We start from the raw sequence: 23,728 nt of genomic DNA on the forward strand, positions 1-23,728 counted from the left end.
CGCGCGGGTTTCGGTGCACGGGGGGGTCGTTCACTGTTCACTTCGGACTCTAGCAACCGTTCGCCGGTGTTTCTCGGCGAGGTGCGACATACCGGGGCAGCTCGCCCGTATGCCACGGGGTGGGCCGCCGCGGGCGCCCGCCGCGACACCCGCGTCCGGCCCCGTCAGCGCAGGATCTCGGCGAGGTTGGCGCTGGTCCGCACCGCCTGCTCCCGCAGGGGCTCGACACCGGGTCCGGCGGACAGCACGTCGCGGCTCGAGGAGGGCAGGACGTTGGGCAGGGCGTCGCCGAAGACGCGCCGCAGGTCCTCGCTGGTGCCACCCTGGGCGCCCACGCCGGGGGCCAGCAGGGGGCCGTTGCAGGCGGCCAGGTCGAGCCCGAGCTCCTGGACCGCGGAGCCCACCGTGGCGCCCACGACCAGGCCCACCGACCCGAGCCGGCCCTGCGACCGCGCCTGCGCGTTCTCCGCCTCGGCGCCCCGGACCATGGTCTCGGCGACGCTCACGTCGCGGAGCCGGGCGTGCTGGACGCTGCGCCCCTCGGGGTTGGAGGTGAGGCCGAGGACGAAGACGCCGCGGCCGGTGCCGGCGGCGAGGTCCAGCGCGGGACGCAGCGCCTCGAACCCCAGGTAGGGGCTCACCGTGAGCGCGTCGGCCGGGGCCACCGCGTCGTCGGCGAGGTAGGCCTCGGCGTAGGCGGCCATGGTCGAGCCGATGTCGCCGCGCTTGCCGTCGAGGACCACGAGCGTCCCCGACTCACACAGCGCCAGCACCGCGCGCTCGAGGACCGCGACGCCACGGGAGCCGAACACCTCGAAGAACGCCGACTGCGGCTTGACCACGCCCACGTGCCCGGCGAACGCCTCGACGCAGGTCTCGGTGAACCGGGTCAGGCCGTCGACGTCATACGTCAGGCCCCACGACTCCACGAGCGACCGGTGCGGGTCGATGCCCGCGCAGAGCGGCCCGAAGGAGTCGGTGGCAGCACGCAGCCGCTCCCCGAAGGTGGTCGTGGTCACAGCACTCGTCATGCGCGCGCCAGCCTCTCGTGTGCGATGCCCACCACGTCGGCGAGCCGGGCGAATCCCTTGTCCTGCAACAGCCCCGCGAGCTCTCGACCGACGCGCACGGGAGCGGAGGGGTCGTTGAACGTGGCGGTGCCGACCTGGACCGCGCTGGCGCCCGCGGCGACGAGCTCGAGGGCGTCGCGGCCGGTGCGCACTCCCCCGACGCCGATGATCGGGACGAACGGCAGGCGTCCCTCGAGCATCGCCGCCCGCGTCTGCCAGACGGCGCGGACCGCGACCGGGCGCACGGCCGGGCCGGACAGGCCACCGGTGACCCCGGCGACCTGCGGCCGCAGGAGGTCGGTGTCGATGACCATGCCCAGCAGGGTGTTGATCATGGTGAGGCCGTCGGCGCCCGCCTTCACGCAGGACTGCGCGACGGTGACGATGTCGGTCACGTCCGGGGTGAGCTTGGCGAACACGGGCACGTCGCGCGGGAGCTGTTCGCGCACCAGGGCGATGACCTTGGCCGAGGCCAGCGGGTCGCAGGCGAAGACGAGCCCGCGGTTGGCGACGTTGGGGCAGGAGATGTTGACCTCGACACCCACGACGGAGTCGAAGGCGTCGCTGGCCCGCAGCGTGGCGGCCACGTCGGCGAACTCCCCGCTGGTGTTGCCGGCGATGGAGACCAGCGTGCGGGCCCCGGACCTCTTCAGCCAGGCGAGGTCGTTCTCGACGAAGGAGGAGATCCCCGGGCCCTGGAGCCCGATCGAGTTGAGCATCCCGGACGGCGTCTCTGCCATGCGCGGGGTGCCGCGCCCGGACCGCGGGTCGGCCATCACGGACTTGGTGACGAACGCGCCGAGCTCGGCGACGTCGAAGAAGCGCCCGAGCTCGCGGCCGTTGGCTGCGCAGCCCGAGGCGGTCATCATCGGGCTCGGCAGGCGGCGGCCGGCGAGATCGACGGACATGTCCACGGCGGTGGCAGGCGTCGGCGCGGCGGTGTCGGTGGAGATGAGCGTCATCAGTGACCCCCTGCCCTCGGTGCACCGACCGCGTCGTCGGGCACGCGGCACCACCCGTCGGAGAAGGCGTCCCACCGCACGCGGTCCCCGCGGAACACCGGGCCCTCGACGCACGAGCGCACCATCCGCGTGGTGCCGTCCTTGCCGACGACGGGCATGACGCAGGTCATGCAGACCCCGACGCCGCAGGCCATCGACTCCTCGACCGCGACCTGGGCGACGGCGCCCTCCGCGGCGGCCACGTCGGTGATCGACCTGAGCATCCCCATCGGACCACAGCCGTAGACCACGGCCGCGCCGGTGCGGCGGATCACGTCTGGCAGCACGTCGGACACCCAGCCCCGGGTGCCGGCCGAGCCGTCGTCGGTGGTGACGGTGACGCCGTCGGCGTGCCGGCGCGCCTCCACGACCCCGAACAGCCTGGACTCGGTGGCGGCACCGAGGACCATCTCGACGTGGCAGCCGCGCTCGCGCAGCGCCTCGGCGAGCCAGAACAGCGGTGCGCTGCCGTAGCCGCCGCCGACGAGGACGCACGGCACGGGCTCCTTGGGGAGCGGGAACGCCCGGCCGAGCGGGCCGACGATGTCGACCTCGTCGTGGGCGCGCAGCTCGGTGATCCACGTGGTGCCCGGGCCGTGGGCTGCGACGACGACGTCCACGGTCCCGCCGTAGGTGCCCGACGGGCTGACCTTGTGGATCGAGAAGCAGCGGCGCAGCAGGTTGGCACTGGTGGGCCCGCCGACGGCCAGGGCCACGAACTGGCCCGGCCTCGCGAGCTCGGCCAGGCCCGGGGCCACGAACGTCAGGTGGTGGTAGGCACCCACGCGGCGGGTGGCGATGAGCTCACCGGTCACCTGCACCACACCGCTGCCCGCACGCGTACCGTGCGTGGTCGCCCCGCTCACGCGGCACCCCCGGCGAGGTCGGCCGGCGTCCGTCCGTAGAGGTCGAGGTCGCGGGCGTGCTCCTGCAGCGGCTTGACCGTGAACTCACCACGCATCTGGGCCTCGATGCCCTGCACCGCTGCCGCGAGCTCCTGCACGGTCGTCACGATCGGCCGGTCCATCGAGGTGGTCGCCGCGCGGATGGCGTAGCCGTCGGCCCGGGCGTTGGGACCGCTCGGGGTGTTGACGACCATCGCGATGCCGCCGGCGAGGATCAGGTCGACGATGCTCTCCTCCTCGAGCCCGCGCTCGCTGACCTTGTGCACGACCTCGGACGCGATCCCGTTGCGGCGCAACACGTCCGCCGTGCCGGTGGTGGCGACGATGGTGAACCCGAGGTCGGCCAGGCGCTTGACCGGGAAGATCATGGCGCGCTTGTCGCGGTTCGCGACCGACACGAAGACCTTGCCCTCGCGCGGCAGCCCGCTCCCCGCGGCGAGCATCCCCTTGGCGAACGCCGTCCCGAAGTCGTCGTCGATCCCCATGACCTCACCGGTCGAGCGCATCTCCGGGCCGAGCAGGCTGTCGACGACCTGGCCCTCGCGGGTGCGGAACCGCTTGAACGGCAGGACCGCCTCCTTGACCGCGACCGGGGCGTGGCTCGGCATGGTGCCGCCGTCGCCGTACCGCGGCAGCAGTCCCTCCTCGCGCAGCTCCTTGATGGTCGCGCCGAGCATCACCCGGGCGGCCGCCTTGGCCACCGGCACCCCGGTCGCCTTGGCGACGAAGGGCACCGTGCGGGAGGCACGCGGGTTGGCCTCGAGGACGTAGAGGACGTCCTGGGCCAGCGCGAACTGCACGTTCATGAGGCCGCGGACCCCGATGCCCTCCGCCAGCTTGAGCGTCGCCTCACGGACGCGCTCGAGCTCGGCGACGCCGAGGGTCACCGGCGGGAGGGTGCAGGCTGAGTCGCCGGAGTGGATCCCGGCCTCCTCGATGTGCTCCATGATCCCGCCGAGGTACATGTCGGTGCCGTCGTAGAGGGCGTCGACGTCGATCTCGATCGCGTCGTCGAGGAACCGGTCCACGAGCACCGGGTGCTCGGGGCTGGCGATGGTCGCCCTGGTCACGTAGCCGGACAGGGTCTCGTCGTCGTACACGATCTCCATGCCCCGGCCACCGAGGACGTAGGAGGGGCGCACGAGGACCGGGTAGCCGATCTCCCGCGCCACCTCGACGGCCTCCTCGGCGCTGTACGCGGTGCCGTGGCGCGGCGCGGGGAGCCGCGCCTCGTGCAGCACGCGGCCGAATGCGCCGCGGTCCTCGGCGAGGTCGATGGCCTCGGGGCTGGTGCCGACGATCGGCACGCCCGCCTCCTTGAGCGCCTTGGCGAGACCGAGCGGGGTCTGGCCACCGAGCTGGACGATGACGCCGGCCACCGGGCCGGCCTGCTGCTCGGCGTGGACGACCTCGAGGACGTCCTCGAGCGTGAGCGGCTCGAAGTAGAGGCGCGAGCTGGTGTCGTAGTCGGTGGAGACGGTCTCGGGGTTGCAGTTGACCATCACCGTGTCGTAGCCGGCGTCCCGCAGGGCGAAGCTGGCGTGCACGCAGGAGTAGTCGAACTCGACGCCCTGGCCGATGCGGTTCGGGCCGCTGCCGAGGATGAGGACGGCCGGCTTCTCGCGCGGCTGCACCTCGGTCTCCTCGTCGTAGGAGCTGTAGTGGTACGGCGTCTGCGCGGCGAACTCCGCCGCGCAGGTGTCGACCGTCTTGTAGACGGGTCGGACGCCGAGCGCGTGGCGCACCCCGCGGACGACCGCCTCGGGCATCCCGCGCAGCGAGGCGAGCTGGGTGTCGGAGAAGCCGTGGCGCTTGGCCAGCCGCAGCAGCTGCGGCGTCAGCTCCGTGGCCCCGGCGACCTGGTCGGCGACGGCGTTGACGAGCTCCATCTGGTCGAGGAACCACGGGTCGATGCCCGTCGCCTCGTGGACCTCCTCGACGGACAGGCCGCCACGCAGGGCCTGCTGCACGGTGACGATGCGGCCGTCGGTCGGGGTCTTCGCGGTGTGCAGGTAGGTGCGGGCCTGCTCGACGCTCGGCCGCGGACCGTCCCAGTGGAAGGTGCTGCCCTTGCGCTCCATGGACCGCAACGCCTTCTGAAGCGCCTCGGTGAAGTTGCGGCCGATCGCCATCGCCTCGCCGACCGACTTCATCGTCGTGGTCAGCGTGGGGTCGGCCGCCGGGAACTTCTCGAAGGCGAACCGCGGCACCTTGACCACGACGTAGTCCAGCGACGGCTCGAACGACGCCGGCGTCTCGCGGGTGATGTCGTTGGGGACCTCGTCGAGGGTGTAGCCGATGGCCATCTTCGCGGCGATCTTGGCGATCGGGAAGCCGGTGGCCTTCGACGCCAGGGCGCTGGACCGGGAGACGCGGGGGTTCATCTCGATGACGATGATGCGGCCGTCGGCGGGGTTCACCGCGAACTGGATGTTGCAGCCGCCGGTGTCGACACCGACCTCGCGGATGATCGCGATGCCGAGGTCGCGCAGGCGCTGGTACTCGCGGTCGGTGAGCGTCAGGGCGGGGGCGACGGTGATGGAGTCACCGGTGTGCACGCCCATCGGGTCGAGGTTCTCGATCGAGCAGACCACCACGACGTTGTCGGCGTGGTCGCGCATGACCTCGAGCTCGTACTCCTTCCAGCCGAGGATCGACTCCTCGAGGAGCACCTCGGTGACCGGGCTGTACTGCAGGCCCGCGCCACCGATGCGGCGCAGGTCGGCCTCGTCGTAGGCGAAGCCGGAGCCCAGGCCGCCCATGGTGAACGACGGGCGCACCACGACGGGGTAGCCCAGGTCGTCGGCGGCCGCGAGCAGCTCGTCCATGGTGTGGCAGATGAGCGAACGGGCCGACTCGCCACCGCAGCGCTCGACGACGCCCTTGAACTTCTCGCGGTCCTCGCCGAGCTGGATGGCCTCGACGTTGGCACCGATGAGCGGGCAGCCGTACTTCTCCAGCACCCCTGCCTCGTGCAGCGAGATCGCGCAGTTGAGGGCGGTCTGGCCCCCGAGCGTCGCCAGCACCGCGTCGGGGCGCTCACGGGCGATGATCGACTCGACGACCTCGGGGGTGATCGGCTCGACGTAGGTCGCGTCGGCGAACTCCGGGTCGGTCATGATCGTCGCCGGGTTGGAGTTGACGAGGATGACGCGGATGCCCTCCTCCCGCAGCACGCGGCAGGCCTGGGTGCCGGAGTAGTCGAACTCGCAGGCCTGGCCGATGACGATCGGCCCGGAGCCGATGACGAGGACGCTCTTGATGTCTTCCCGCTTGGGCATCAGGCGCGGTTTCCCTTCTGCTGCATGAGGTTCACGAACCGGTCGAAGAGGTAGGCCGCGTCGTGTGGACCGGCGGCCGCCTCCGGGTGGTACTGCACGGAGTAGGCGGGCAGGTCGAGGCACTCCAGCCCCTCGACCACGTCGTCGTTGAGGCAGACGTGCGAGACGCGCACGCGCCCGTACGCCGTGCCGTCGGCGTCCGCGGGCGCGGTCACCTCGCCGTCGAGCGGGGCGTCGACCGCGAAGCCGTGGTTGTGGGCCGTGACCTCGACCTTGCCGGTGGTGCGGTCCATCACCGGCTGGTTGATGCCGCGGTGGCCGTACTTCAGCTTGTAGGTACCGAACCCGAGGGCGCGCCCGAGGAGCTGGTTGCCGAAGCAGATGCCGAAGAACGGGATGCGCGCGTCGAGCACCTGGCGCAGGACGGCGACCTCCGCGTCGGCGGTCGCGGGGTCACCGGGACCGTTGGAGAAGAAGACCCCGTCCGGCCCGTCTTCGCCGACGGCCCGGATCTGCTCGAAGGTCGACGTCGCCGGCAGCACGTGCACCTCGATGCCCTGCTGCGCCAGCAGCGCAGGCGTCATCGCCTTGATGCCGAGGTCGAGGGCGGCCACGGTGAAGCGCTTCTCCCCCACCGCCGGCACGACGTACGCCTCGGGGGTGGTGACCTCGGCGGCCAGCGCGGAGCCAGCCATGAGCGGCGCCTGCTGCACGAGCGAGGTGAGCTGGGCGACGGGCTGCTCCGCCTCCCCGCCGGAGAAGATCCCGACCCGCATGGCCCCGCGTTCGCGCAGGTGGCGGGTCAGGGCGCGGGTGTCGATGCCGCTGATCCCGACGACACCCTGCTCGCGCAGGTCCTCCTCGAGCGAACGCTGGGAGCGCCAGTTGGAGGGGCGCAGGGCGGGGTCGCGCACGACGTACCCGGCGACCCAGATCTTCCGCGACTCGTGGTCCTCGTCGTTGACGCCGGTGTTGCCGATGTGCGGGGCGGTCATCACCACGACCTGCCGGCGGTAGCTCGGGTCGGTGAGCGTCTCCTGGTAGCCGGTCATGCCGGTGGAGAAGACGGCCTCGCCGACGGTCTGGCCGGTGGCTCCGTAGGCCTCCCCGCGGAACGCCCGGCCGTCCTCGAGGACCAGGACGGCGGCTTCGCGCGGGGCGAGGTGTGCGGGAGTGGTCATGACGGGGGATTTCCTTCTGTCGCAGGGGAATCGGTCACAGGTGTCGTGGGTGCGGCGTCGCCGGTGGAGGTCTCCCCCGTGTGCCACCAGAGCGCGGTCTCGACGCGCTCGACGTCGGCCTTGTAGCGAGGGAGGAAGCCGGTCTCGTAGAGCGCGCCGTCGTCGGCGCGCCACTGCAGCACGAGCATGCGGTTGCTGCCGACGAACTTGCCCACCATGCCGCGGTCGCGGCGCACCGAGACCAGCCGGGCGGCGGTGACGACGACGGTCGACTCGCCCTGCCGCTCGATGCGGACGAGCTCCTCCGGGTTGCCGCGGGTGACCCGCAGGGTGGCCCGGGCGCGGTTGCCCAGGCCCTCGACGGTGACGCGCTCCAGCCGGCTCACCGCGGTGGTGGTGCTGACGTAGGTGCCCTCCACGACGAGCTGTCCGACGGCGCTGCTGTCGCGCGCCCCGGTGTCAGCCGAAGCGGCGGCGACCGCCGCCGAGGTGTGCCGCCGCTGCTTGCGCAGCCACGCGACGTACAGGAGGCCGTAGATGAGCCCGAGGGCGACCAGCAGGACGCCGACGGCCTGCAGGCGGGTCATGCGAGCGCTCCCTTCTGGGCGGTCACGCGGCCGCCGAACACCGTCGCGTGCACGGCGCCCCGCAGCGTGCGCCCGTGCCAGGGGTTGTTGCGCGAGAGGGAGAGGCTGGCGCCGCGGTCCACCGTCAGCTCGGCGGTCGGGTCGACCAGCGTCAGGTGGGCGGCGTCGTCCACCTCCAGCGCACCTCCGTGCGATGCGAGACCGGCGATCCGGGCAGGCGCCTGCGACATGACGCGGGCGACCCCGGCCCAGTCCAGGAGACCCTGGCCGACCATCACGTCGCTGACGACCGCCAGGGCCGTCTCGAGCCCGAGCATCCCGAAGGCCGCGTCCACGAACGCGTGCTCCTTGTCGTGCCGGGCGTGCGGTGCGTGGTCGGTGGCCACGGCGTCGATGGTGCCGTCGGCCAGTGCCGCACGCAGGGCGTCGACGTCCTCCTGCGGCCGCAGCGGGGGGTTGACCTTGAACGTCGGGTCGTAGCCGGCGAGCAGGTCGGTGGTGAGGACGAGGTGGTGCGGCGTGACCTCGGCGGTCACCGCGATGCCCTGCGCCTTCGCCCAGCGGACCACCTCGACGGTGCCCGCCGTGGAGACGTGGGCGACGTGCACCCGCGAACCGGTGTGGCGGGCCAGCATGACGTCGCGGGCGACGATGGACTCCTCGGCGATCCCGGGCCAGCCGGGGAGTCCGAGCCGTCCGGACAGCTCGCCCTCGTGGGCGCAGGCCTGCGGTCCGGCGAGGTGCGGGTCCTGCGCGTGCTGGGAGACGACGCCCCCGAACGCCCGGACGTACTCCAGCGCCCGGCGCATCACCCGGGCGTCGTGCACGCACCTGCCGTCGTCGGAGAAGACCGTGGTGCGGGCCCGCGACCGGTACATGAGGCCGAGCTCGGCGAGCTCCTCCCCCGCCAGGCCCTTGGTGACGGCCCCGACGGGAACGACGTCCACGAGTCCGGTGGCCCGCCCCAGGTCGAGGATGCGCTCGGCGGCCTCGGCCGTGTCGGTGACGGGGTTGGTGTTGGCCATCGCGAGCACCGCGGTGAACCCGCCGACCGCCGCGGCGGCCGCGCCGCTGGCGATGGTCTCGGCGTCCTCGCGGCCGGGCTCTCGCAGGTGGGTGTGCAGGTCGACGAGGCCGGGCAGGGCCACGAGCCCGGAGGCGTCGAGCACGTCCGCACCGCGGGCCGAGCCGATCGACCCGACCTCGGTGATGACGCCGTCCTCGACGAGCACGTCCTGGGCGCCACGGCCCAGCAGGTCGGCCCCGGTGATGAGCAGGCTGGGCATCAGCTGACCTCTCCCTCGTCGTTGCCCGCGAGCAGGTGGTAGAGCACGCTCATCCGGACCGCGACACCGGCGCTCACCTGGTCGAGCACCAGGGAGGAGGCGGCGTCAGCGGCGTCCGGGGAGATCTCCAGCCCGCGGTTCATGGGTCCGGGGTGGCAGATGACGGCGTCGGCGTTGGCCGTCATGAGCGCGTCGAGCCGCGGGCGGGTCAGGCCGTAGCCGACGGTGTACTCGCGCGGTGTCGGGAAGAACCCGCCACTCATCCGCTCGCGCTGCACCCGGAGCATCATCACCGCGTCCGCGGTCGGCAGCACGGCGTCGAAGTCGTGCGACAGCTCGAACCCGTCGGCCTTCGCCCAGGCGCCGATGCCGCTGGGCATCAGGGTGGGCGGGGCGACGAGCGTGACCCGGGCACCGAGCGTGCGCAGGGTGATGAGGTTCGAGCGCACGACACGGGAGTGGGTGAGGTCGCCGACGATGACGACGTGGCGCCCCTCGAGGTCCCCGAGCCTGCGCTCCATCGTGTACGCGTCGAGCAGGGCCTGCGTGGGGTGCTCGTGGGTGCCGTCGCCGGCATTGACCACGTGGGCGTCGACCCACTGGCTGACCTGGTGGGCGGCGCCGCTGGCGTGGTGGCGGATGACCAGGGCGTCGACGCCCATCGCCGCGACCGTCAGCACGGTGTCGCGCAGCGACTCGCCCTTGGAGGTCGACGAGCCCTTGCCGCTGATGTTGATGACGTCCGCGGAGAGCCACTTCCCGGCGATCTCGAACGAGCTGCGCGTGCGGGTGGAGTCCTCGAAGAACAGGTTGACGACCGTGCGCCCGCGCAGCGTCGGCAGCTTCTTGACCTCGCGCTGCTGGACCCCGTGCATCTCCGCGGCCGTGTCGAGGATGGCCCGCACCTGGGTGCGGTCGAGGTCGGCCGAGGACAGCAGGTGCCGGCGCACCCTGCGGTGCGGCGGGGCGAGGAGGTGGGGGCTGGTGCTCATCGGCTCTCTCCCGCCGAGATCGTGACCTGGTCCTCGACACCGTCGTGCTCGAGGAGCCGCACGGAGACGCGCTCGGTGCTGGCCGTGGGCAGGTTCTTGCCGACGTGGTCGGCGCGGATGGGCAGCTCGCGGTGGCCGCGGTCGACGAGCACGGCCAGGCGTACCGCGCGGGGCCGCCCGAGGTCCGAGAGTGCGTCGAGAGCCGCACGCACCGTACGGCCGGAGAAGAGGACGTCGTCGACGAGCACCACGACCTTGTCGTCGATCCCGGGCTCCGGGATGTCGGTGTGCATGGGGCTGCGCGTCGGCTGCCGGCGCAGGTCGTCGCGGTGCATCGTCACGTCGAGCGCGCCGACGGGGACCGGGCGGCCCTCGACGCTCTCCATGACCGCGGCCAGCCGCTTGGCGAGCGCCACCCCGCGGCTCGGGATGCCGAGGATGACGAGGTCGGCGCCGCCCTTGTTGTGCTCGAGGATCTCGTGGGCCACCCGTCGCAGGGCGCGGGAGACGTCGCTGGCCGAGAGCACGGTGCGCGAGGGGGCGGGCTGGGCGGGGGTTGTCACGGGAGCCTGCGAGGAGGCGTCGACCGGACGGGGTACGGCTGAGTCAGGACGCACGGGCGTCAGGACCTCCTTCCCTGCCTCACAGGACAGGTCGTTAAAGGATGTCGAACGGTCTCCACTGTAGCGCGTAGTCCTTCGGCATGATGACGCGCCACCCCTCGGGGAGCACCGTGGGACGTGGACTGCCCGCGGTTGCAGGGGTACGAGCGATCCGGCCCAGGTCGCCGCACCGACCTCCCTCCAAGGTCAGGAAAACACCACCATGCACGTGAACGTCATACCCCGGCGGCTCGCCCTCCTCATGGCCGGCCTCGTCGCCCTCGCGCTCCCCGTCGCCTTCGGCCAGTCGGCCACGGCGTCGACCCCCTCCCCGGTCACCTGGCACGTCCGGGTCGGCACCGAGACCCCCGACATGGCCGTCAGCGCCATGTCCTTCCTCCCACGGCAGGTGTGGATCAACCGCGGCGACACCGTCCACTGGACGGCGGGAAGCGCCGAACCGCACACCGTCACCTTCCTGGCGCCCGGCACGACCCTGCCCGACTTCAACCCCTTCGACACCACCCAGACCACCGCCCAGGGCACGCACCGGTATGACGGCACCGCGTACACCAACTCCGGGATCATCGCGACGCAGCCGATCTTCACCTTCACGAAGCCGGCCGCGTCCTACGACCTCAAGTTCACCAAGACCGGCAACTTCACGTACTACTGCCTGCTGCACGGCGTGATGATGAAGGGCGTCGTGCACGTGCGTGCTGCCGGCACCGCGTACCCGTACACCCAGGCGGACTACAACCAGGTCGGGCACCAGCAGGGCCAGGTGCTCCTCGCCCGCGGCATGCGCGCGTGGCAGGAGGCCAAGGAGGCCCACCCCGCCACCGGTGGTGCCGTTCAGGTCGGCATCGACGGCATGGGCTTCTCGGTGATGCGCTTCATCCGCACCCACGCCACCGTCCACGTCGGCCAGTCGGTCAGCTTCGCCGTCGCGGGGCCGGGTGCGCCGCACACGGTGACGTTCGGCCAGGAACCGCCGATCCCCGCCGTCCTGATGCCGTCGGGAGACCCGACGCACTACGCCGGCGGTGACCTCAACAGCGGTGTGATCGCCCCCGGGACCCCGTTCGTGGTGACCTTCACCAAGGCGGGGAAGTTCTCCTACATCTGCGCCATCCACGACGGCATGGGGATGGTCGGGGACGTCACCGTCCTGCCCTGACCCGTCACGCAGTCGCCCCCTCGCGGACACCGAGGGGGCGACTCGCGCCGTCGGGCAGGTCGCGCCGGAGCTTTCGGCCACTTGCCCGAGACTCCGCGTCCAGCTCGGCACACCGCGCTGAACTTTCGGCCACTCGCCCGAAATCCGGGCTCGGGGCGGCGTACAAGGCCGCCTCCCCTCAGAGGGGGCGCACCATCGCGACCCGGGTGCACGGGGCGGGTCAGGCGAGGGTGGGCTTGACCTCGGCGAGCCGGGCCAGCAGGCCGTTGACGAACTTCGGCGAGTCGTCGGTCGACAGGCTCGTGGCCAGGTCGACCGCCTCGGCGATGGCGACGCCCTCGGGGACCTCGTCGGAGTAGAGCACCTCGAACGCACCGAGGCGCAGGATCGCGCGGTCGACGCTCGGCATGCGCTCGACGGTCCAGCCCTGCGAGTAGGTCGCGAGGAGCTCGTTGATGTCGGTCCAGTGCGCGACGACGCCCTCGACGAGGTCGGCGGTGTACTGGTTGAGCGGCGCCTCGGTGACCGGGTTCGCGAGCCGCTCGGCGAGCAGGTCACGGGCGTTCAGCCCGCGCTGCTCGGCCTCGAAGAGGATGTCGACGGCGCGCTTGCGCGCCTTGGAGCGAGCAGCCACCTCAGCTCACGCGGCCGAGGTACGAGCCGTCGCGGGTGTCGACCTTGACCTTGGTCCCCTGCTCGAGGAAGAGCGGGACGTTGATCTGGGCGCCGGTCTCGAGGGTGGCGGGCTTGGTGCCACCGGTGGAGCGGTCGCCCTGCAGGCCCGGCTCGGTGTAGGTGATCTCGAGGACGACCGAGGTCGGCAGCTCGACGTAGAGCACCGCACCGTCGTGCGTCGCGACCTGCGCGGTCTGGTTCTCGAGGAGGTAGTTGGCGGCGTCGCCGACGGTGGCCTCGGGGATGCTGATCTGGTCGTAGGTCGTGCCGTCCATGAAGACGTAGTCGGACCCGTCCTTGTAGAGGTACTGCATGTCGCGACGGTCGACGTTCGCGGTCTCGACCTTGACGCCCGCGTTGAAGGTCTTGTCGACGACCTTGCCGGAGAGGACGTTCTTGAGCTTGGTCCGCACGAAGGCGGGGCCCTTGCCCGGCTTGACGTGCTGGAACTCCACGACGGACCAGAGCTGGCCTTCGAGGTTGAGGACCAGGCCGTTCTTGAGGTCGTTGGTCGATGCCACGTGTCAGTCGCTTTCGATGAGCCGGTACTGCGCGCTGCGCAGGCGCGCGCGAGTGCTCCGGAAGTGTTCGGGGTGGGAGTCGCCGGACAGTCTAACCGTGCGGGCGGGTGTCCCCCGAATCGCTGCGGGAGCCCACCGACCCGGTCCCGCCCCGCGCGCCGACCTAGGGTTGGGGCATGAGCGACATGGAGTACCGACCCCTCGGCGGCAGCGGACTGATGGTCAGCGCGGTCGGCATCGGCTGCAACGCGTTCGGCCGACGCGTCGACCAGCAGGGACTCGACGACCTGCTCCGCGCCGCCCGCGAGACGGGAGTGACCCTGCTCGACACCGCCGACATCTACGGCGGCCACCCGGGCCAGAGCGAGGAGATGCTCGGCGAGGCGCTGCTCGGCCAGCGGGACGAGTTCGTCGTGGCCACCAAGTTCGGGATGGACATGCAGGGCGCCAACGGCGAGGACTTCGGCGCCCGCGGCTCGCGCCGCTACGTCCGGCGCGCGGTGGAGGCCAGCCTGCGCCGGCTGCAGACCGACCACATCGACCTCTACCAGCTGCACCGCCCCGACTCCCTGACCCCCATCGCCGAGACGCTGGAGGCCCTCACCGACCTGGTCCGCGAGGGCAAGGTCCTCTACGTCGGGTGCTCGAACTTCGACGGCTGGCAGGTCGCGGACGCGTCGTGGACGTCGGCGACCGCGGGGCTGGCCTCGTTCGTGTCGGTGCAGAACGAGTACTCCCTGCTCGACCGGACCGTCGAGGTCGAGGTGACCCCCGCCTGCGAGCGCTTCGACCTGGGCCTTCTGCCGTTCTTCCCCCTCGCCCGGGGACTGCTCACGGGCAAGTACCGCCGCGGCGCGGCAGCACCCGAGGGTTCGCGGGCCGCCCTCGAGGCGGACCGGGCCGGCTGGCTCGACGACGCGGACTGGGACCGCGTCGAGGCGCTGCAGTCGTTCGCGGACGAGCGCGGGGTCGACCTGCTCGACGTCGCGATCGGGGGCCTGGCCGCCCAGCCGCAGGTGGCGTCGGTGATCGCAGGGGCAACCTCCGCCGCCCAGGTCGAGCGCAACGCCCGCGCCGTGGCGTGGACGCCCACTGCCGACGACCTCGTCGAGCTCGACGCGATCTGACCGTGCCGGCAGCCGATGGCCGGGTTGCCCTCAGAGGCTGATGGCGCCGCCGGGACGGACGTCGGCGCCGATCTCGGCGTACGCCGCCTGGAGCAGCGCCGGGTCGGGACCCTCCAGCCGCGTGGGCCGCGCGAGACCGGAGAGCACCACGAAGCGCAGCAGCGAGCCGCGCGACTTCTTGTCGCGCTTCATCGCGTCGAGGAGCTGTGGCCACCGGTCGGACCGGTAGGTCACGGGCAGCCCCAGGCCGGTCAGCACCGACCGGTGCCGGTCCACGAGCGCGTCGTCGATCCTGCCGGCCAGGCGGGCCAGCTCGGCGACGTAGACCATGCCGATGGAGACGGCCGCTCCGTGCCGGAACGCGTAGCGCTCGACGTGCTCGACGGCGTGCCCGAACGTGTGCCCGTAGTTGAGCACCTCGCGCAGCGAGGACTCCTTGAGGTCCTGGGCGACGATGTCGGCCTTGACGCGCACGGCCCGCTCGATGAGCTCCCTGACGTGGGTCCCGGCGGGGGTGCGCACCCCCTCGGGGTCTGCCTCGACGAGGTCGAGGATCACCGGGTCGGCGACGAACCCGCACTTGACGACCTCGGCCAGCCCGGCGGTGAAGTCGTGCACCGGCAGCGTCTCGAGGGTCGCGAGGTCGCACAGCACCCCGGCCGGCGGGTGGAACGCGCCGACGAGGTTCTTGCCCTCGCTGGTGTTGATCCCGGTCTTGCCGCCCACAGCGGCGTCCACCATCCCGAGCAGCGTCGTCGGCACGTGGACGACCCGGATGCCACGCAGCCAGGTCGCCGCGACGAAGCCGCCGAGGTCGGTCGTGGCTCCCCCACCCACGGTGACGATCGCGTCCGAACGCGTGAAGCCGGCCTGCCCGAGGACGCCCCAGAGGAACGCGGCGACCTGCGCGGTCTTGGCCTCCTCCGCGTCGGGGACCTCGGCGGCATACGCCTCGAACCCCTTGGCTCGCAGGTCCTCCCGCACGGCCTCCCCGGTCGTGGCGAGGGCACGCGGGTGCACCACGAGGACGCGCTGCACGCCCTCCCCCACCAGGCCGGGCAGCTCGTCGAGCAGCCCTGTGCCGATGACGACGTCGTAGTCGCCGCCGACGCTGATCCGTGTCGCGTCGCTCATGCCCGGTCCTCCGCCACCCGCTCCTCGGTCGACCGCCCCAGGGCGGCCACGACCTCCGCCACGATCTCAGCCGGCTTGCGCCCGGCCGTGTCGACGCGGACCGTGGCCAGGCGCTCGTACGTGGCGCGTCGCTCGTTCATCATCTTCGTCCAGCTCGCCCTCGGGTTGACCATGAGCAGCGGGCGGTTGCCCTCGAAGCCGATCCGCCGCGCGGCGTCGGCGATGCCGACGTCGAGGAAGACCACCGTGTGCCCTCGCAGCAGCTCCTGCGTCCGCGGGTCGAGCGGCGCTCCCCCACCCAGCGAGACGACGACGTCGCCCTCGGCGAGCGCCCGGGCCACCTCGTCGCGCTCGAGGGCGCGGAAGTGCTCCTCACCGTGGTCGACGAAGAGGTCGGAGATCGACGAGCCCTGCGCTGCCTCGATGGCGGCGTCGGTGTCGTGCCAGCGCACCCCGAGCGCGGCGGCGAGCCGGCGACCGATGGTGCTCTTGCCCGCCCCGGGCGGGCCGATGACGACGGCGAGCGGGCGCGCCGAGGCAGTCCCCGCCGTGGAAGGGGTCACCACGTCCGCATCTCCTCCGGGATCGAGGAGAGGTAGGCCGCGTGGTTGCGGGAGGTCTCGGCGACCGAGTCACCGCCGAACTTCTCGACGCAGGCCTGCGCCAGCGTGAGTGCCACCATGGCCTCGGCCACCACCCCCGCGGCGGGTACGGCGCACACGTCGGAGCGCTGGTGGATCGCCTTCGCGGCCTCCGCGCCGGTGGTGTCGATGGTGTCGAGCGCGCGCGGGACGGTGGAGATCGGCTTCATCGCGGCGCGCACGCGCAGCACGTCACCGGTGGACATGCCGCCCTCGGTGCCACCCGCCCGGCCGGTGCGGCGGTGGATGGTGCCGTCGGGACCGCGTTCCATCTCGTCGTGCGCGGCCGACCCCCGACGGGCCGCGGTGCGGAAGCCGTCACCGACCTCGACGCCCTTGATCGCCTGGATGCCCATGAGTGCCGCCGCGAGCTGCGCGTCGAGCCGCCGGTCCCAGTGCACGTGCGAGCCGAGGCCCGGCGGCAGCCCGTAGGCCAGCACCTCGACGACACCGCCGAGGGTGTCGCCGTCCTTCTTGGCCGCCTCGACCTCGGCCACCATCGCCGCGGAGCCGGTAGCGTCGAGGGTGCGGACCGGGTCGGCGTCGATCTGCTCGACCTGGTCGGGCGTGGGCAGCGCGGCGTCCTCGGCGACACCGGCGGTGCCGATGGCCACGGTGTGCGAGACCAGGCGGATGCCGTAGGCCTGCTCCAGGAAGCGCGCGGCGACCTCGCCGAGCGCCACCCGGGCGGCCGTCTCGCGGGCCGAGGCTCGCTCGAGCACAGGGCGCGCGTCGTCGAACCCGTACTTCTGCATGCCCACGAGGTCGGCATGGCCGGGGCGCGGGCGCGTGAGCGGACGGTTGCGAGCGACCTCCTTCTCCGCGTTGACGTCGTCGGAGGCGGCGAGGTCCTCGGCGGACACCGGGTCGGGGGCCATCACGGTCTCCCACTTGGGCCACTCGGTGTTGCCGATCCGGACCGCCACCGGCGACCCCATGGTCACGCCGTGGCGCACGCCACCGAGGAACTCGACCTCGTCCTGCTCGAACTTCATCCGCGCACCCCGGCCGAAGCCCAGGCGGCGGCGGGCCAGCGCGCCGGCGACGTCCTTGGTCGTCACCTCGACACCGGCCGGCAGGCCCTCGAGGGTCGCGAGGAGCGCGGGGCCGTGGGACTCACCTGCAGTCAGCCAGCGGAGCATGGGCCGATCCTCCCATGCACCAGCGAGGCCCCTTCCGCTAGGCCACCCACTGGTACTCGACCACGAGGGCGAGGAGCGCACCGACGAGCATGGCCGGACCGAAGGCGATGTGGGAGCGCAGCCCCACCCTGCGACCGGCGAGCATGGCGACGGCCGTGACCCCGCCCACGAGGAAGCCACCGAGGACCCCCATGACCAGCTGCGGGATGCCGATCCACCCCAGCAGCAGACCGATCAGGCCCGAGAGCTTCACGTCGCCGAAGCCCAGGGACGCCGGCGACAGCAGGTGCATGACGAAGTACACGGCGTAGAGGCCCGCGAGGCAGGCCAACGCGCGCCACAGCTGGGTCCAGTCCCCCAGCCCGGCCGTGGCCGCGACCACGAGGGCGAGCAGCGCGGGGTACGCGGGCAGCACGAGTCCGTCGGGCAGGCGGTGGACGTCGGCGTCGATCCAGACGAGTGCGACCGTGAGCCAGGCGAAGAAGAGGAAGGCAGGCATCGCGGCCCACCCCGCGTAGTCACCGATGCGCCAGCCGACCACGGCCCAGAGCGCGGCGAGCACGGGGGCCGGCCACCACCAGACGCGCGGCAGGCCACCGGCGTCGTCGGACTCGACGCGGTAGCCCCCGTCGGAGAGCGCCCGGCCGGTGAGCGCCCCGAGCACCGCCCCGGCGACGCCGAGGAGGGCCAGCACCCAGACGGGCAGGTTCGTGCCCGTCGCGAGGACGATCACCGCGCCACCTCGCCACCGTGTCCGAGGGCCGCGCGCCCGGCTGCGAACATCGCCTCGACCGGTGCCTCACGACCGGTGAAGAGCCGGAACTGCTCGGCGGCCTGGTGCACCAGCATGTCGAGGCCGGAGACGACCGTGAACCCGGCACGGCCGGCCCCACGGGCCAGGGGCGTCGGCCAGTCGGCGTAGACGACGTCGAGCAGGGTGGCTCCCCCGGAGGGCAGGTCGGCCGCAGCAATGGCAGCGCCGGCCCCGGCACTCGCCGCGGGAGGAAGGGTCGAGACGACGAGGGCCGTCCCCGTGGCGGCCCACTGCTCCAGCGGCACGACGACGGCCCGGGCGCCCAGGCCCTCGAGCAGGGTCGCCACCTCGGCCGCCGACGCGGCGTTGCGGGCGGCGACGCGTACGTCCTGCACCCCGAGCCGCACCAGGGCCATCGCCGCCGACCGCGCCGTGGCCCCGGAACCCAACACCGTCGCCGTACCGGTGTGGACCACGCGCGCGAGGGCGCCGACGATGCCCGCGACGTCGGTGTTGTGGGCGTCCCAGCCCAGGTCCTCCCGGCGCACCAGGGTGTTGGCCGCGCCGGTCAGCCGGGCCGTCTGCGAGGTGCTGGTCGCCAGCGCGAGCGCGGCCTCCTTGAGCGGCATGGTGAGGCTGAGCCCGCACCAGGACGCGTCGCGCTCCCCCACCCACGCGGGCAGCTCAGCGGTGCCGATGTCGTGCGCACCGTACGCCCAGTCGTCCATGCCGAGGGCACGGTAGGCGGCGGAGTGCAGCAGCGGGGAGAGCGAGTGGGCGACGGGCCGCCCGAGGACGGCGGCGTTCAGCACCGGTCGGCGTGGCCGCGGCACCAGGCCTGGAACTCCTGGACGTTGCGGGCGTGCTCGGCGGCGGTGGTCGCGAACTTGGTCTCGCCGGTGTCGGGGTCGACCGTGACGAAGAAGAACCAGCCGCCCGGGGTCGGTGCCGCGGCCGCCTTGATGGACGCTTCCCCGGGGCTGTTGATCGGTCCGGGCGGCAGGCCGGGGTGCTTGTAGGTGTTGTAGGGGCTGGTGCTGCGCCGGTCGGCGTCGCTGGTGCCGGCGCGGCCGCGCTTCTGGACGGCGTAGTGGACCGTGGAGTCCATCTGCAGGTAGCCGTTGGTGGGCGGCCCGCTGGTCTTCAGGCGGTTCTCGATGACCCGGGCGACCTTGCCGCGGTCCGCGTCGCCGCTGACCTCGCCCTCGACGATGGACGCGACGGTGAGGGTCCGCTCGCGGTCGGCCGCCGGGACCCCGGCGGCGTCGAGCTCGCTGACGGTCTTGGCGACCATGGTGCGCAGCTGCTCGCCGGCCGTGGCCTTCGCGGGGAACTCGTAGGTGGACGGGAAGAGGTAGCCCTCGAGGTTGCCCTTGGCGGCGGCGGGCAGTCCCAGCGACCCCGGGTCCTTGGCCGCCGCGACGTACTGCGCGAGCGGCACCCCCGTGGACTTGGACAGGGCCGCGAAGACCTCGTTCTTCCACAGTCCCTCGCGGATCGTGACCCGCGGGACCGAGCGGTTGGCGGGGTCGACCAGGGTCGCGAGGGCGCCCTTGGCCGACATCTGCTTCTTCAGCGTGTAGGTGCCGGGCTGGATCGCCGCGGCGCGGGAGTCGCCGGACGCGGCGTCGAGGAAGGCCTTCGCGGACTTCACGACTCCGGCCTTCTGCAGCGTGGCACCGATCGCGCGTCCCGAGTCGCCGTCGTTGACGACCACCTGCACGCTGCCCGAGCCCGGGCCCGGGTAGTCGTTGCTCTCGAGGAACCCGTCGACGACCGGCCGCAGCACCGTGTAGGCGGCGAAGCCGGCGACGGCGACGATGGCCAGGGCCACGACCAGGATGCCGCGGCGGCGTCCGCGGCCACGACGGCGACGCGGCGCGGCCGTGCGGCCACCGCGGGCCTGCGCCCGCGTCTGCGCGGCCCCGTGGACCCCGTCCACGGGCTCGTCCTGGTGGCCCCCGAAGATCGAGTGCTCCAGGTGGGGCTCGGTCATCGGTTCCTGTCCTTCGTCCGGGGCTTGCGCCCGTCGGTCCTCACCAGCTCCCCGGGCGGGCGCCCGGAGCCACGCTCCGTGTCGAGGGCGACCTGCAGGATCAGGACCGCCGCCGCCTGGTCGACCACCGCGCGCTGCCTGCGGCCGGCGACCCCGCTGTCGCGGAGCGAGCGGTGTGCGTCGACCGTGGTCAGCCGCTCGTCGACGAGCCGGACCGGCACGGGCGCGACACGGGCCGCCAACCGCCCAGCATACGTGCGTGCGGTGTGCGCAGCGGCACCTTCGTCCCCCGCGAGTGTCCGGGGCAGGCCGACGACGACCTCGATGGCCTCGCGCTCGGCGACGACCGCGGCGACCTCCTCGAGGTCGGCGCCGCCCTCGACGTCGCGCGCCACGGTGCGCACCGGTGTCGCGAGCAGCCCCGAGGGGTCGCTGGCGGCCACGCCGACCCGGACGCTGCCGACGTCGACGCCGACCCGCACCCCGGTCCTCGTGGCCGCCTGTGTCACCGCTGGGTCACCCGGTGACGCCGGCGGCCTCGCGGACCGCGGCGTCGATGCGGCCGAGCGCGTCACCCGTCCGGGTGGCGTCGGTGCCGCCGCCCTGGGCGAGGTCGTCCTTGCCCCCACCGCCCCCGCCGAGGGTCTGGGCCGCGACGCGCACCAGCGCGCCCGCCTTGACCCCGCGCTCACGGGCGCCGGCGTTGGTCGCGACGACCACGCCGGGGCGGCCCTTGGCCACACCGGTGAGGGCCACGACCACAGGTGCCGCGTCGCCGAGGCGGCCGCGCAGGTCCAGGGCCATGGTGCGCAGGTCGTCGGCGCTGGCGCCCTCCCCGGCGTCGTGCGTCAGCAGGCGGATGCCGTCCAGGTCGCGGGCGTACTCGACGAGCTTGCCGGTCTGCGCCTGCACCTGCTCGCGGCGGACCTTCTCCAGCTCACGCTCCGCGTCGCGGACCCGGGCCACGAGGGCTGCCACCCGGTCCTTGAGCTCGCCCGGCTGCACCTTGACGATCTCGCTGAGCTCGGCCACGAGCGCGCGCTCCTTCGCGAGGTAGCGCAGGGCGTCCATCCCGACGAAGGCCTCGAGCCGGCGCACGCCGGACCCGACCGACGACTCACCGGTGATCGACAGGGCGCCGATCTGCGAGGAGTGGCCGACGTGGGTGCCACCGCACAGCTCGCGCGACCAGGGGCCGCCGATCTCGATGACGCGCACCTGCTCGTCGTAGGTCTCACCGAACAGCGCGAGCGCCCCGAACTCACGGGCCTGCGGCAGGGTCATGTACTGCGCGGACACCGGGAGGTCCTGGCGGACCGCGAGGTTCGCCACCTCCTCGATCTCGCTGCGGGTCTCCGGCGACAGGGCCTGGCCCCACGCGAAGTCGAGCCGCAGGTAGCCGGGCTTGTTGTAGGAGCCAGACTGCAGGGCCGAGGGGCCGAGCACCTGGCGCAGCGCCGCGTGGACGACGTGGGTGCCGGAGTGCGCCTGGCAGGCACACACGCGCCACTCGGCGTCGACCTCGGCCGACACCTCCTGCCCCGCGCGCAGCGGCCCGGTGAGCACCTCGACGGTGTGGGCGACGAGGCCCTTGACCGGCCGCTGCACGTCGACGACCCGCAGGTGCGCGCCGTCCGCGACGATGACTCCCTCGTCGGCGACCTGGCCACCGGACTCGGCGTAGAACGGCGTGCGGTCGAGCACGACCTGACCCCGCTGGCCGGGCTCGAGCTCCTCGACGCGCTGGCCGTCGACGACCAGGCCGAGGACCTTCGCCTCGGAGGTCAGCTCGGAGTAGGCACGCCAGTCGGTCGCCCCGAGCGAGCGCAGGTCGCGCCACACCTCGGTGTTCGCGTGGCCCCCCTTCTTGGCCTTCGCGTCGGCCTTGGCGCGCTCACGCTGCTCGGTCATGAGCCGGCGGAACCCGTCACGGTCGACCTCGAGGCCCTGCTCCGCGGCCATCTCGAGGGTCAGGTCGATCGGGAAGCCGTAGGTGTCGTGGAGCTGGAACGCCTGGTCGCCCGCGAGCGTGGTGCCGCCCTGCGACTTGGTCCGCGTCACCGCGGTGTCCAGGATGGTCGTGCCCGCGGCCAGGGTGCGCCGGAACGCCTCCTCCTCCGCGTAGGCGATCTGCGAGATGCGGTCGAAGCCGGTCTCGAGCTCGGGGTAGGAGTTCTTCATCCGCTCGACGGAGACCGGCAGCAGCAGCGGCAGGCTCGGCTCGTCGAAGCCCAGCAGGCGCATCGAGCGCACCGCCCGGCGCAGCATCCGGCGCAGGACGTAGCCGCGGCCCTCGTTGCCCGGGGTCACGCCGTCGCCGATGAGCATGAGCGAGGACCGGATGTGGTCGGCGACCACGCGCAGGCGCACGTCGTCCGGGTGGGACTCGCTCGCCGCGTGTCCGGAGTGGGCGCCGTACCGCTTGCCGGTGAGCTCGGCCGCGCGGTCGAGGACGGGGTAGACCTCGTCGATCTCGTAGAGGTTGTCGACGCCCTGGAGCAGGGTCGCCATGCGCTCGAGGCCCATGCCGGTGTCGATGTTCTTCTTGGGCAGCTCCGAGGCGATGTCGAAGTCGTCCTTGGCGCGGACGGCCGACAGCTCGTACTGCATGAACACGAGGTTCCAGAACTCGAGGTAGCGGTCCTCGTCGACGGCCGGGCCGCCCTCACGGCCGTACTCGGGGCCGCGGTCGAGGTAGAGCTCGCTGCACGGTCCACCGGGGCCCGGGACGCCCATGTGCCAGTAGTTGTCGAGCTTGCCGCGCCGGGTGATCCGCTCGGCCGGGACGCCGATGGTCCGGTGCCACAGCTGGTAGGCCTCGTCGTCGTCCTCGTAGACGGTGGGCCAGATCTTGTCGGCGTCGAGGCCGTAGCCACCCTGGTCCTGGGGCGTCGTGATGAGCTCCCAGGCGAAGCGGATGGCACCTTCCTTGAAGTAGTCCCCGAAGGAGAAGTTGCCGTTCATCTGGAAGAACGTGCCGTGGCGGGAGGTCTTGCCGACCTCCTCGATGTCGCCGGTGCGCACGCACTTCTGCACGGAGGTGGCGCGGTCCCACTGCGGGGTCTGCTGCCCGAGGAAGTAGGGCTTGAACGGCACCATGCCAGCGTTGACGAACAACAGGTTGGGGTCGTCGTAGACGAGCGGTGCGGACGGGACGACCGTGTGCCCCTTGCTCTCGTAGAACGAGAGGAAGCGGCGCCTGATCTCGGCGGTTTCCATGAGTTGATCAGTCCTTAGCGCATGCCCTCGGGGGGTGGGCGGGCATGACGAATCGTACGGGTAGTGAACGTCGTGGTGGGTCGGGGCGAGCGCGCCGGGGCGCGGCGCCCCTACCGAGCTCGGTGCGCGCCTTCGCCGCGACGGCCGGTCGGGTCGTCGAGCAGGGCCCGCGCCGAGGCGGCGTCGAGCCGTGCCGCGCCCGCCTCCGGGTCGTCGGCCGTGCCTGCGTCGATGCCCAGGGCCAGCCTCAGCTCGCCCTCACGCTCGGCCATGCCCTCGCGGACAGCCGCAGCCAGCTCGCGCAGGCCGTCACCGAAGTCCGAGAGCCCGTCGGCGACACCGGCCGGCGTGTAGGCCTGCGCCGCCTTGCCGACCTTGCGCACCGCGTAGACACCCGCGGCGGCGCCGAGCGCGACCCAGAAGAGCCGTGCCAC

General features: G+C 72.6%; 22 protein-coding genes. 2 read left to right on the forward strand and 20 right to left on the reverse strand.

The genetic code is table 11. The features are described from left to right. Positions 1 to 164: 164 nt before the first annotated feature. The 9 genes from pyrF to pyrR are packed head-to-tail and all read right to left on the reverse strand — an operon-like array spanning position 165 to position 10,866. Positions 165 to 1,031, reverse strand: coding sequence for an orotidine-5'-phosphate decarboxylase (gene pyrF, locus ABEA42_RS16685; RefSeq protein ID WP_345504996.1), 867 nt, complete (start codon positions 1,029 to 1,031; stop codon positions 165 to 167). Continuing rightward, positions 1,028 to 2,032: a dihydroorotate dehydrogenase gene (locus tag ABEA42_RS16690; RefSeq protein WP_345504997.1), complete on the reverse strand. Its 1,005-nt coding sequence runs from the start codon at positions 2,030 to 2,032 to the stop codon at positions 1,028 to 1,030. Before ABEA42_RS16690 ends, pyrF begins: the two co-directional genes overlap by 4 nt. Continuing rightward, positions 2,032 to 2,937, reverse strand: a complete 906-nt coding sequence (locus ABEA42_RS16695) for a dihydroorotate dehydrogenase electron transfer subunit (RefSeq protein WP_345504998.1) — start codon at positions 2,935 to 2,937, stop codon at positions 2,032 to 2,034. Before ABEA42_RS16695 ends, ABEA42_RS16690 begins: the two co-directional genes overlap by 1 nt. Then, complete coding sequence (gene carB / locus ABEA42_RS16700) at positions 2,934 to 6,257, reverse strand: carbamoyl-phosphate synthase large subunit (protein WP_345504999.1); 3,324 nt, start codon at positions 6,255 to 6,257, stop codon at positions 2,934 to 2,936. Before carB ends, ABEA42_RS16695 begins: the two co-directional genes overlap by 4 nt. Beyond that, positions 6,257 to 7,438 (reverse strand): glutamine-hydrolyzing carbamoyl-phosphate synthase small subunit, encoded by a 1,182-nt coding sequence (carA, locus tag ABEA42_RS16705; RefSeq protein WP_345505000.1) that lies wholly within the window; start codon positions 7,436 to 7,438, stop codon positions 6,257 to 6,259. The genes carB and carA overlap by 1 nt, the downstream gene beginning before the upstream one ends. Further along, positions 7,435 to 8,025, reverse strand: coding sequence for a PH-like domain-containing protein (locus tag ABEA42_RS16710; RefSeq protein WP_345505001.1), 591 nt, complete (start codon positions 8,023 to 8,025; stop codon positions 7,435 to 7,437). Before ABEA42_RS16710 ends, carA begins: the two co-directional genes overlap by 4 nt. Further along, complete coding sequence (locus ABEA42_RS16715) at positions 8,022 to 9,311, reverse strand: dihydroorotase (protein ID WP_345505002.1); 1,290 nt, start codon at positions 9,309 to 9,311, stop codon at positions 8,022 to 8,024. The genes ABEA42_RS16710 and ABEA42_RS16715 overlap by 4 nt, the downstream gene beginning before the upstream one ends. Continuing rightward, a complete protein-coding gene (locus ABEA42_RS16720; protein ID WP_345505003.1) occupies positions 9,311 to 10,303 on the reverse strand; it encodes an aspartate carbamoyltransferase catalytic subunit in 993 nt (330 codons plus the stop codon). The genes ABEA42_RS16715 and ABEA42_RS16720 overlap by 1 nt, the downstream gene beginning before the upstream one ends. Beyond that, complete coding sequence (gene pyrR / locus ABEA42_RS16725; protein ID WP_345505004.1) at positions 10,300 to 10,866, reverse strand: bifunctional pyr operon transcriptional regulator/uracil phosphoribosyltransferase PyrR; 567 nt, start codon at positions 10,864 to 10,866, stop codon at positions 10,300 to 10,302. The genes ABEA42_RS16720 and pyrR overlap by 4 nt, the downstream gene beginning before the upstream one ends. Positions 10,867 to 11,134: 268 nt before the next feature. On the opposite strand from pyrR, the gene ABEA42_RS16730 reads away from it, so the two are divergent. Next, entirely contained in the window at positions 11,135 to 12,085 is a 951-nt protein-coding gene (locus tag ABEA42_RS16730) for a cupredoxin domain-containing protein (RefSeq protein ID WP_345505005.1), read from the forward strand. Between the two features lie 220 nt (positions 12,086 to 12,305). Here ABEA42_RS16730 and nusB read toward each other — a convergent pair whose 3' ends face one another. Continuing rightward, positions 12,306 to 12,719, reverse strand: coding sequence for a transcription antitermination factor NusB (gene nusB, locus ABEA42_RS16735; RefSeq protein ID WP_345505006.1), 414 nt, complete (start codon positions 12,717 to 12,719; stop codon positions 12,306 to 12,308). A gap of 1 nt (position 12,720) precedes the next feature. Beyond that, positions 12,721 to 13,281: an elongation factor P gene (gene efp, locus ABEA42_RS16740; protein WP_345505007.1), complete on the reverse strand. Its 561-nt coding sequence runs from the start codon at positions 13,279 to 13,281 to the stop codon at positions 12,721 to 12,723. 185 nt (positions 13,282 to 13,466) lie between these two features. Here efp and ABEA42_RS16745 point away from each other — a divergent pair, with 185 nt between their 5' ends. Further along, positions 13,467 to 14,408 (forward strand): aldo/keto reductase, encoded by a 942-nt coding sequence (locus tag ABEA42_RS16745; protein ID WP_345505053.1) that lies wholly within the window; start codon positions 13,467 to 13,469, stop codon positions 14,406 to 14,408. Between the two features lie 30 nt (positions 14,409 to 14,438). On the opposite strand, the gene aroB is transcribed toward ABEA42_RS16745, so the two are convergent. From aroB to ABEA42_RS16790, 9 genes are all read right to left on the reverse strand, one after another. Then, the gene (gene aroB, locus ABEA42_RS16750; RefSeq protein WP_345505008.1) at positions 14,439 to 15,542 is read right to left on the reverse strand and encodes a 3-dehydroquinate synthase; all 1,104 of its coding nucleotides are present in this window, start codon (positions 15,540 to 15,542) and stop codon (positions 14,439 to 14,441) included. Next, complete coding sequence (locus tag ABEA42_RS16755; protein ID WP_345505009.1) at positions 15,539 to 16,108, reverse strand: shikimate kinase; 570 nt, start codon at positions 16,106 to 16,108, stop codon at positions 15,539 to 15,541. Before ABEA42_RS16755 ends, aroB begins: the two co-directional genes overlap by 4 nt. After that, complete coding sequence (gene aroC, locus ABEA42_RS16760) at positions 16,102 to 17,325, reverse strand: chorismate synthase (protein WP_345505010.1); 1,224 nt, start codon at positions 17,323 to 17,325, stop codon at positions 16,102 to 16,104. Before aroC ends, ABEA42_RS16755 begins: the two co-directional genes overlap by 7 nt. A gap of 37 nt (positions 17,326 to 17,362) precedes the next feature. Next, positions 17,363 to 18,058, reverse strand: a complete 696-nt coding sequence (locus tag ABEA42_RS16765; RefSeq protein ID WP_345505011.1) for a prepilin peptidase — start codon at positions 18,056 to 18,058, stop codon at positions 17,363 to 17,365. Further along, the gene (locus tag ABEA42_RS16770) at positions 18,055 to 18,891 is read right to left on the reverse strand and encodes a shikimate dehydrogenase (RefSeq protein ID WP_345505012.1); all 837 of its coding nucleotides are present in this window, start codon (positions 18,889 to 18,891) and stop codon (positions 18,055 to 18,057) included. The genes ABEA42_RS16765 and ABEA42_RS16770 overlap by 4 nt, the downstream gene beginning before the upstream one ends. Beyond that, the gene (mltG, locus tag ABEA42_RS16775) at positions 18,885 to 20,075 is read right to left on the reverse strand and encodes an endolytic transglycosylase MltG (RefSeq protein WP_345505013.1); all 1,191 of its coding nucleotides are present in this window, start codon (positions 20,073 to 20,075) and stop codon (positions 18,885 to 18,887) included. The genes ABEA42_RS16770 and mltG overlap by 7 nt, the downstream gene beginning before the upstream one ends. Next, positions 20,072 to 20,557 carry a Holliday junction resolvase RuvX gene (gene ruvX, locus ABEA42_RS16780; RefSeq protein WP_345505014.1) on the reverse strand — a complete coding sequence of 162 codons (486 nt, stop codon included), beginning with the start codon at positions 20,555 to 20,557 and terminating at the stop codon, positions 20,072 to 20,074. Before ruvX ends, mltG begins: the two co-directional genes overlap by 4 nt. 34 nt (positions 20,558 to 20,591) lie before the next feature. Next, the gene (gene alaS / locus ABEA42_RS16785; RefSeq protein WP_345505015.1) at positions 20,592 to 23,294 is read right to left on the reverse strand and encodes an alanine--tRNA ligase; all 2,703 of its coding nucleotides are present in this window, start codon (positions 23,292 to 23,294) and stop codon (positions 20,592 to 20,594) included. A gap of 110 nt (positions 23,295 to 23,404) precedes the next feature. After that, positions 23,405 to 23,728, reverse strand: coding sequence for a DUF6167 family protein (locus ABEA42_RS16790; protein WP_345505016.1), 324 nt, complete (start codon positions 23,726 to 23,728; stop codon positions 23,405 to 23,407).

It is taken from the genome of Pedococcus ginsenosidimutans (assembly GCF_039544395.1).
Lineage (GTDB): Bacteria > Actinomycetota > Actinomycetes > Actinomycetales > Dermatophilaceae > Pedococcus > Pedococcus ginsenosidimutans.

Coding starts and splice junctions, on each gene's coding strand:
- pyrF (WP_345504996.1), bottom strand. CDS start 1,031: ATGACGAGTGCTGTGACCACGACCACCTTCGGGGAGCGGCTGCGTGCT.
- ABEA42_RS16690 (WP_345504997.1), bottom strand. CDS start 2,032: ATGACGCTCATCTCCACCGACACCGCCGCGCCGACGCCTGCCACCGCC.
- carB (WP_345504999.1), bottom strand. CDS start 6,257: ATGCCCAAGCGGGAAGACATCAAGAGCGTCCTCGTCATCGGCTCCGGG.
- carA (WP_345505000.1), bottom strand. CDS start 7,438: ATGACCACTCCCGCACACCTCGCCCCGCGCGAAGCCGCCGTCCTGGTC.
- ABEA42_RS16710 (WP_345505001.1), bottom strand. CDS start 8,025: ATGACCCGCCTGCAGGCCGTCGGCGTCCTGCTGGTCGCCCTCGGGCTC.
- ABEA42_RS16715 (WP_345505002.1), bottom strand. CDS start 9,311: ATGCCCAGCCTGCTCATCACCGGGGCCGACCTGCTGGGCCGTGGCGCC.
- ABEA42_RS16720 (WP_345505003.1), bottom strand. CDS start 10,303: ATGAGCACCAGCCCCCACCTCCTCGCCCCGCCGCACCGCAGGGTGCGC.
- ABEA42_RS16745 (WP_345505053.1), top strand. CDS start 13,467: ATGGAGTACCGACCCCTCGGCGGCAGCGGACTGATGGTCAGCGCGGTC.
- aroB (WP_345505008.1), bottom strand. CDS start 15,542: ATGAGCGACGCGACACGGATCAGCGTCGGCGGCGACTACGACGTCGTC.
- aroC (WP_345505010.1), bottom strand. CDS start 17,325: ATGCTCCGCTGGCTGACTGCAGGTGAGTCCCACGGCCCCGCGCTCCTC.
- mltG (WP_345505013.1), bottom strand. CDS start 20,075: ATGACCGAGCCCCACCTGGAGCACTCGATCTTCGGGGGCCACCAGGAC.
- alaS (WP_345505015.1), bottom strand. CDS start 23,294: ATGGAAACCGCCGAGATCAGGCGCCGCTTCCTCTCGTTCTACGAGAGC.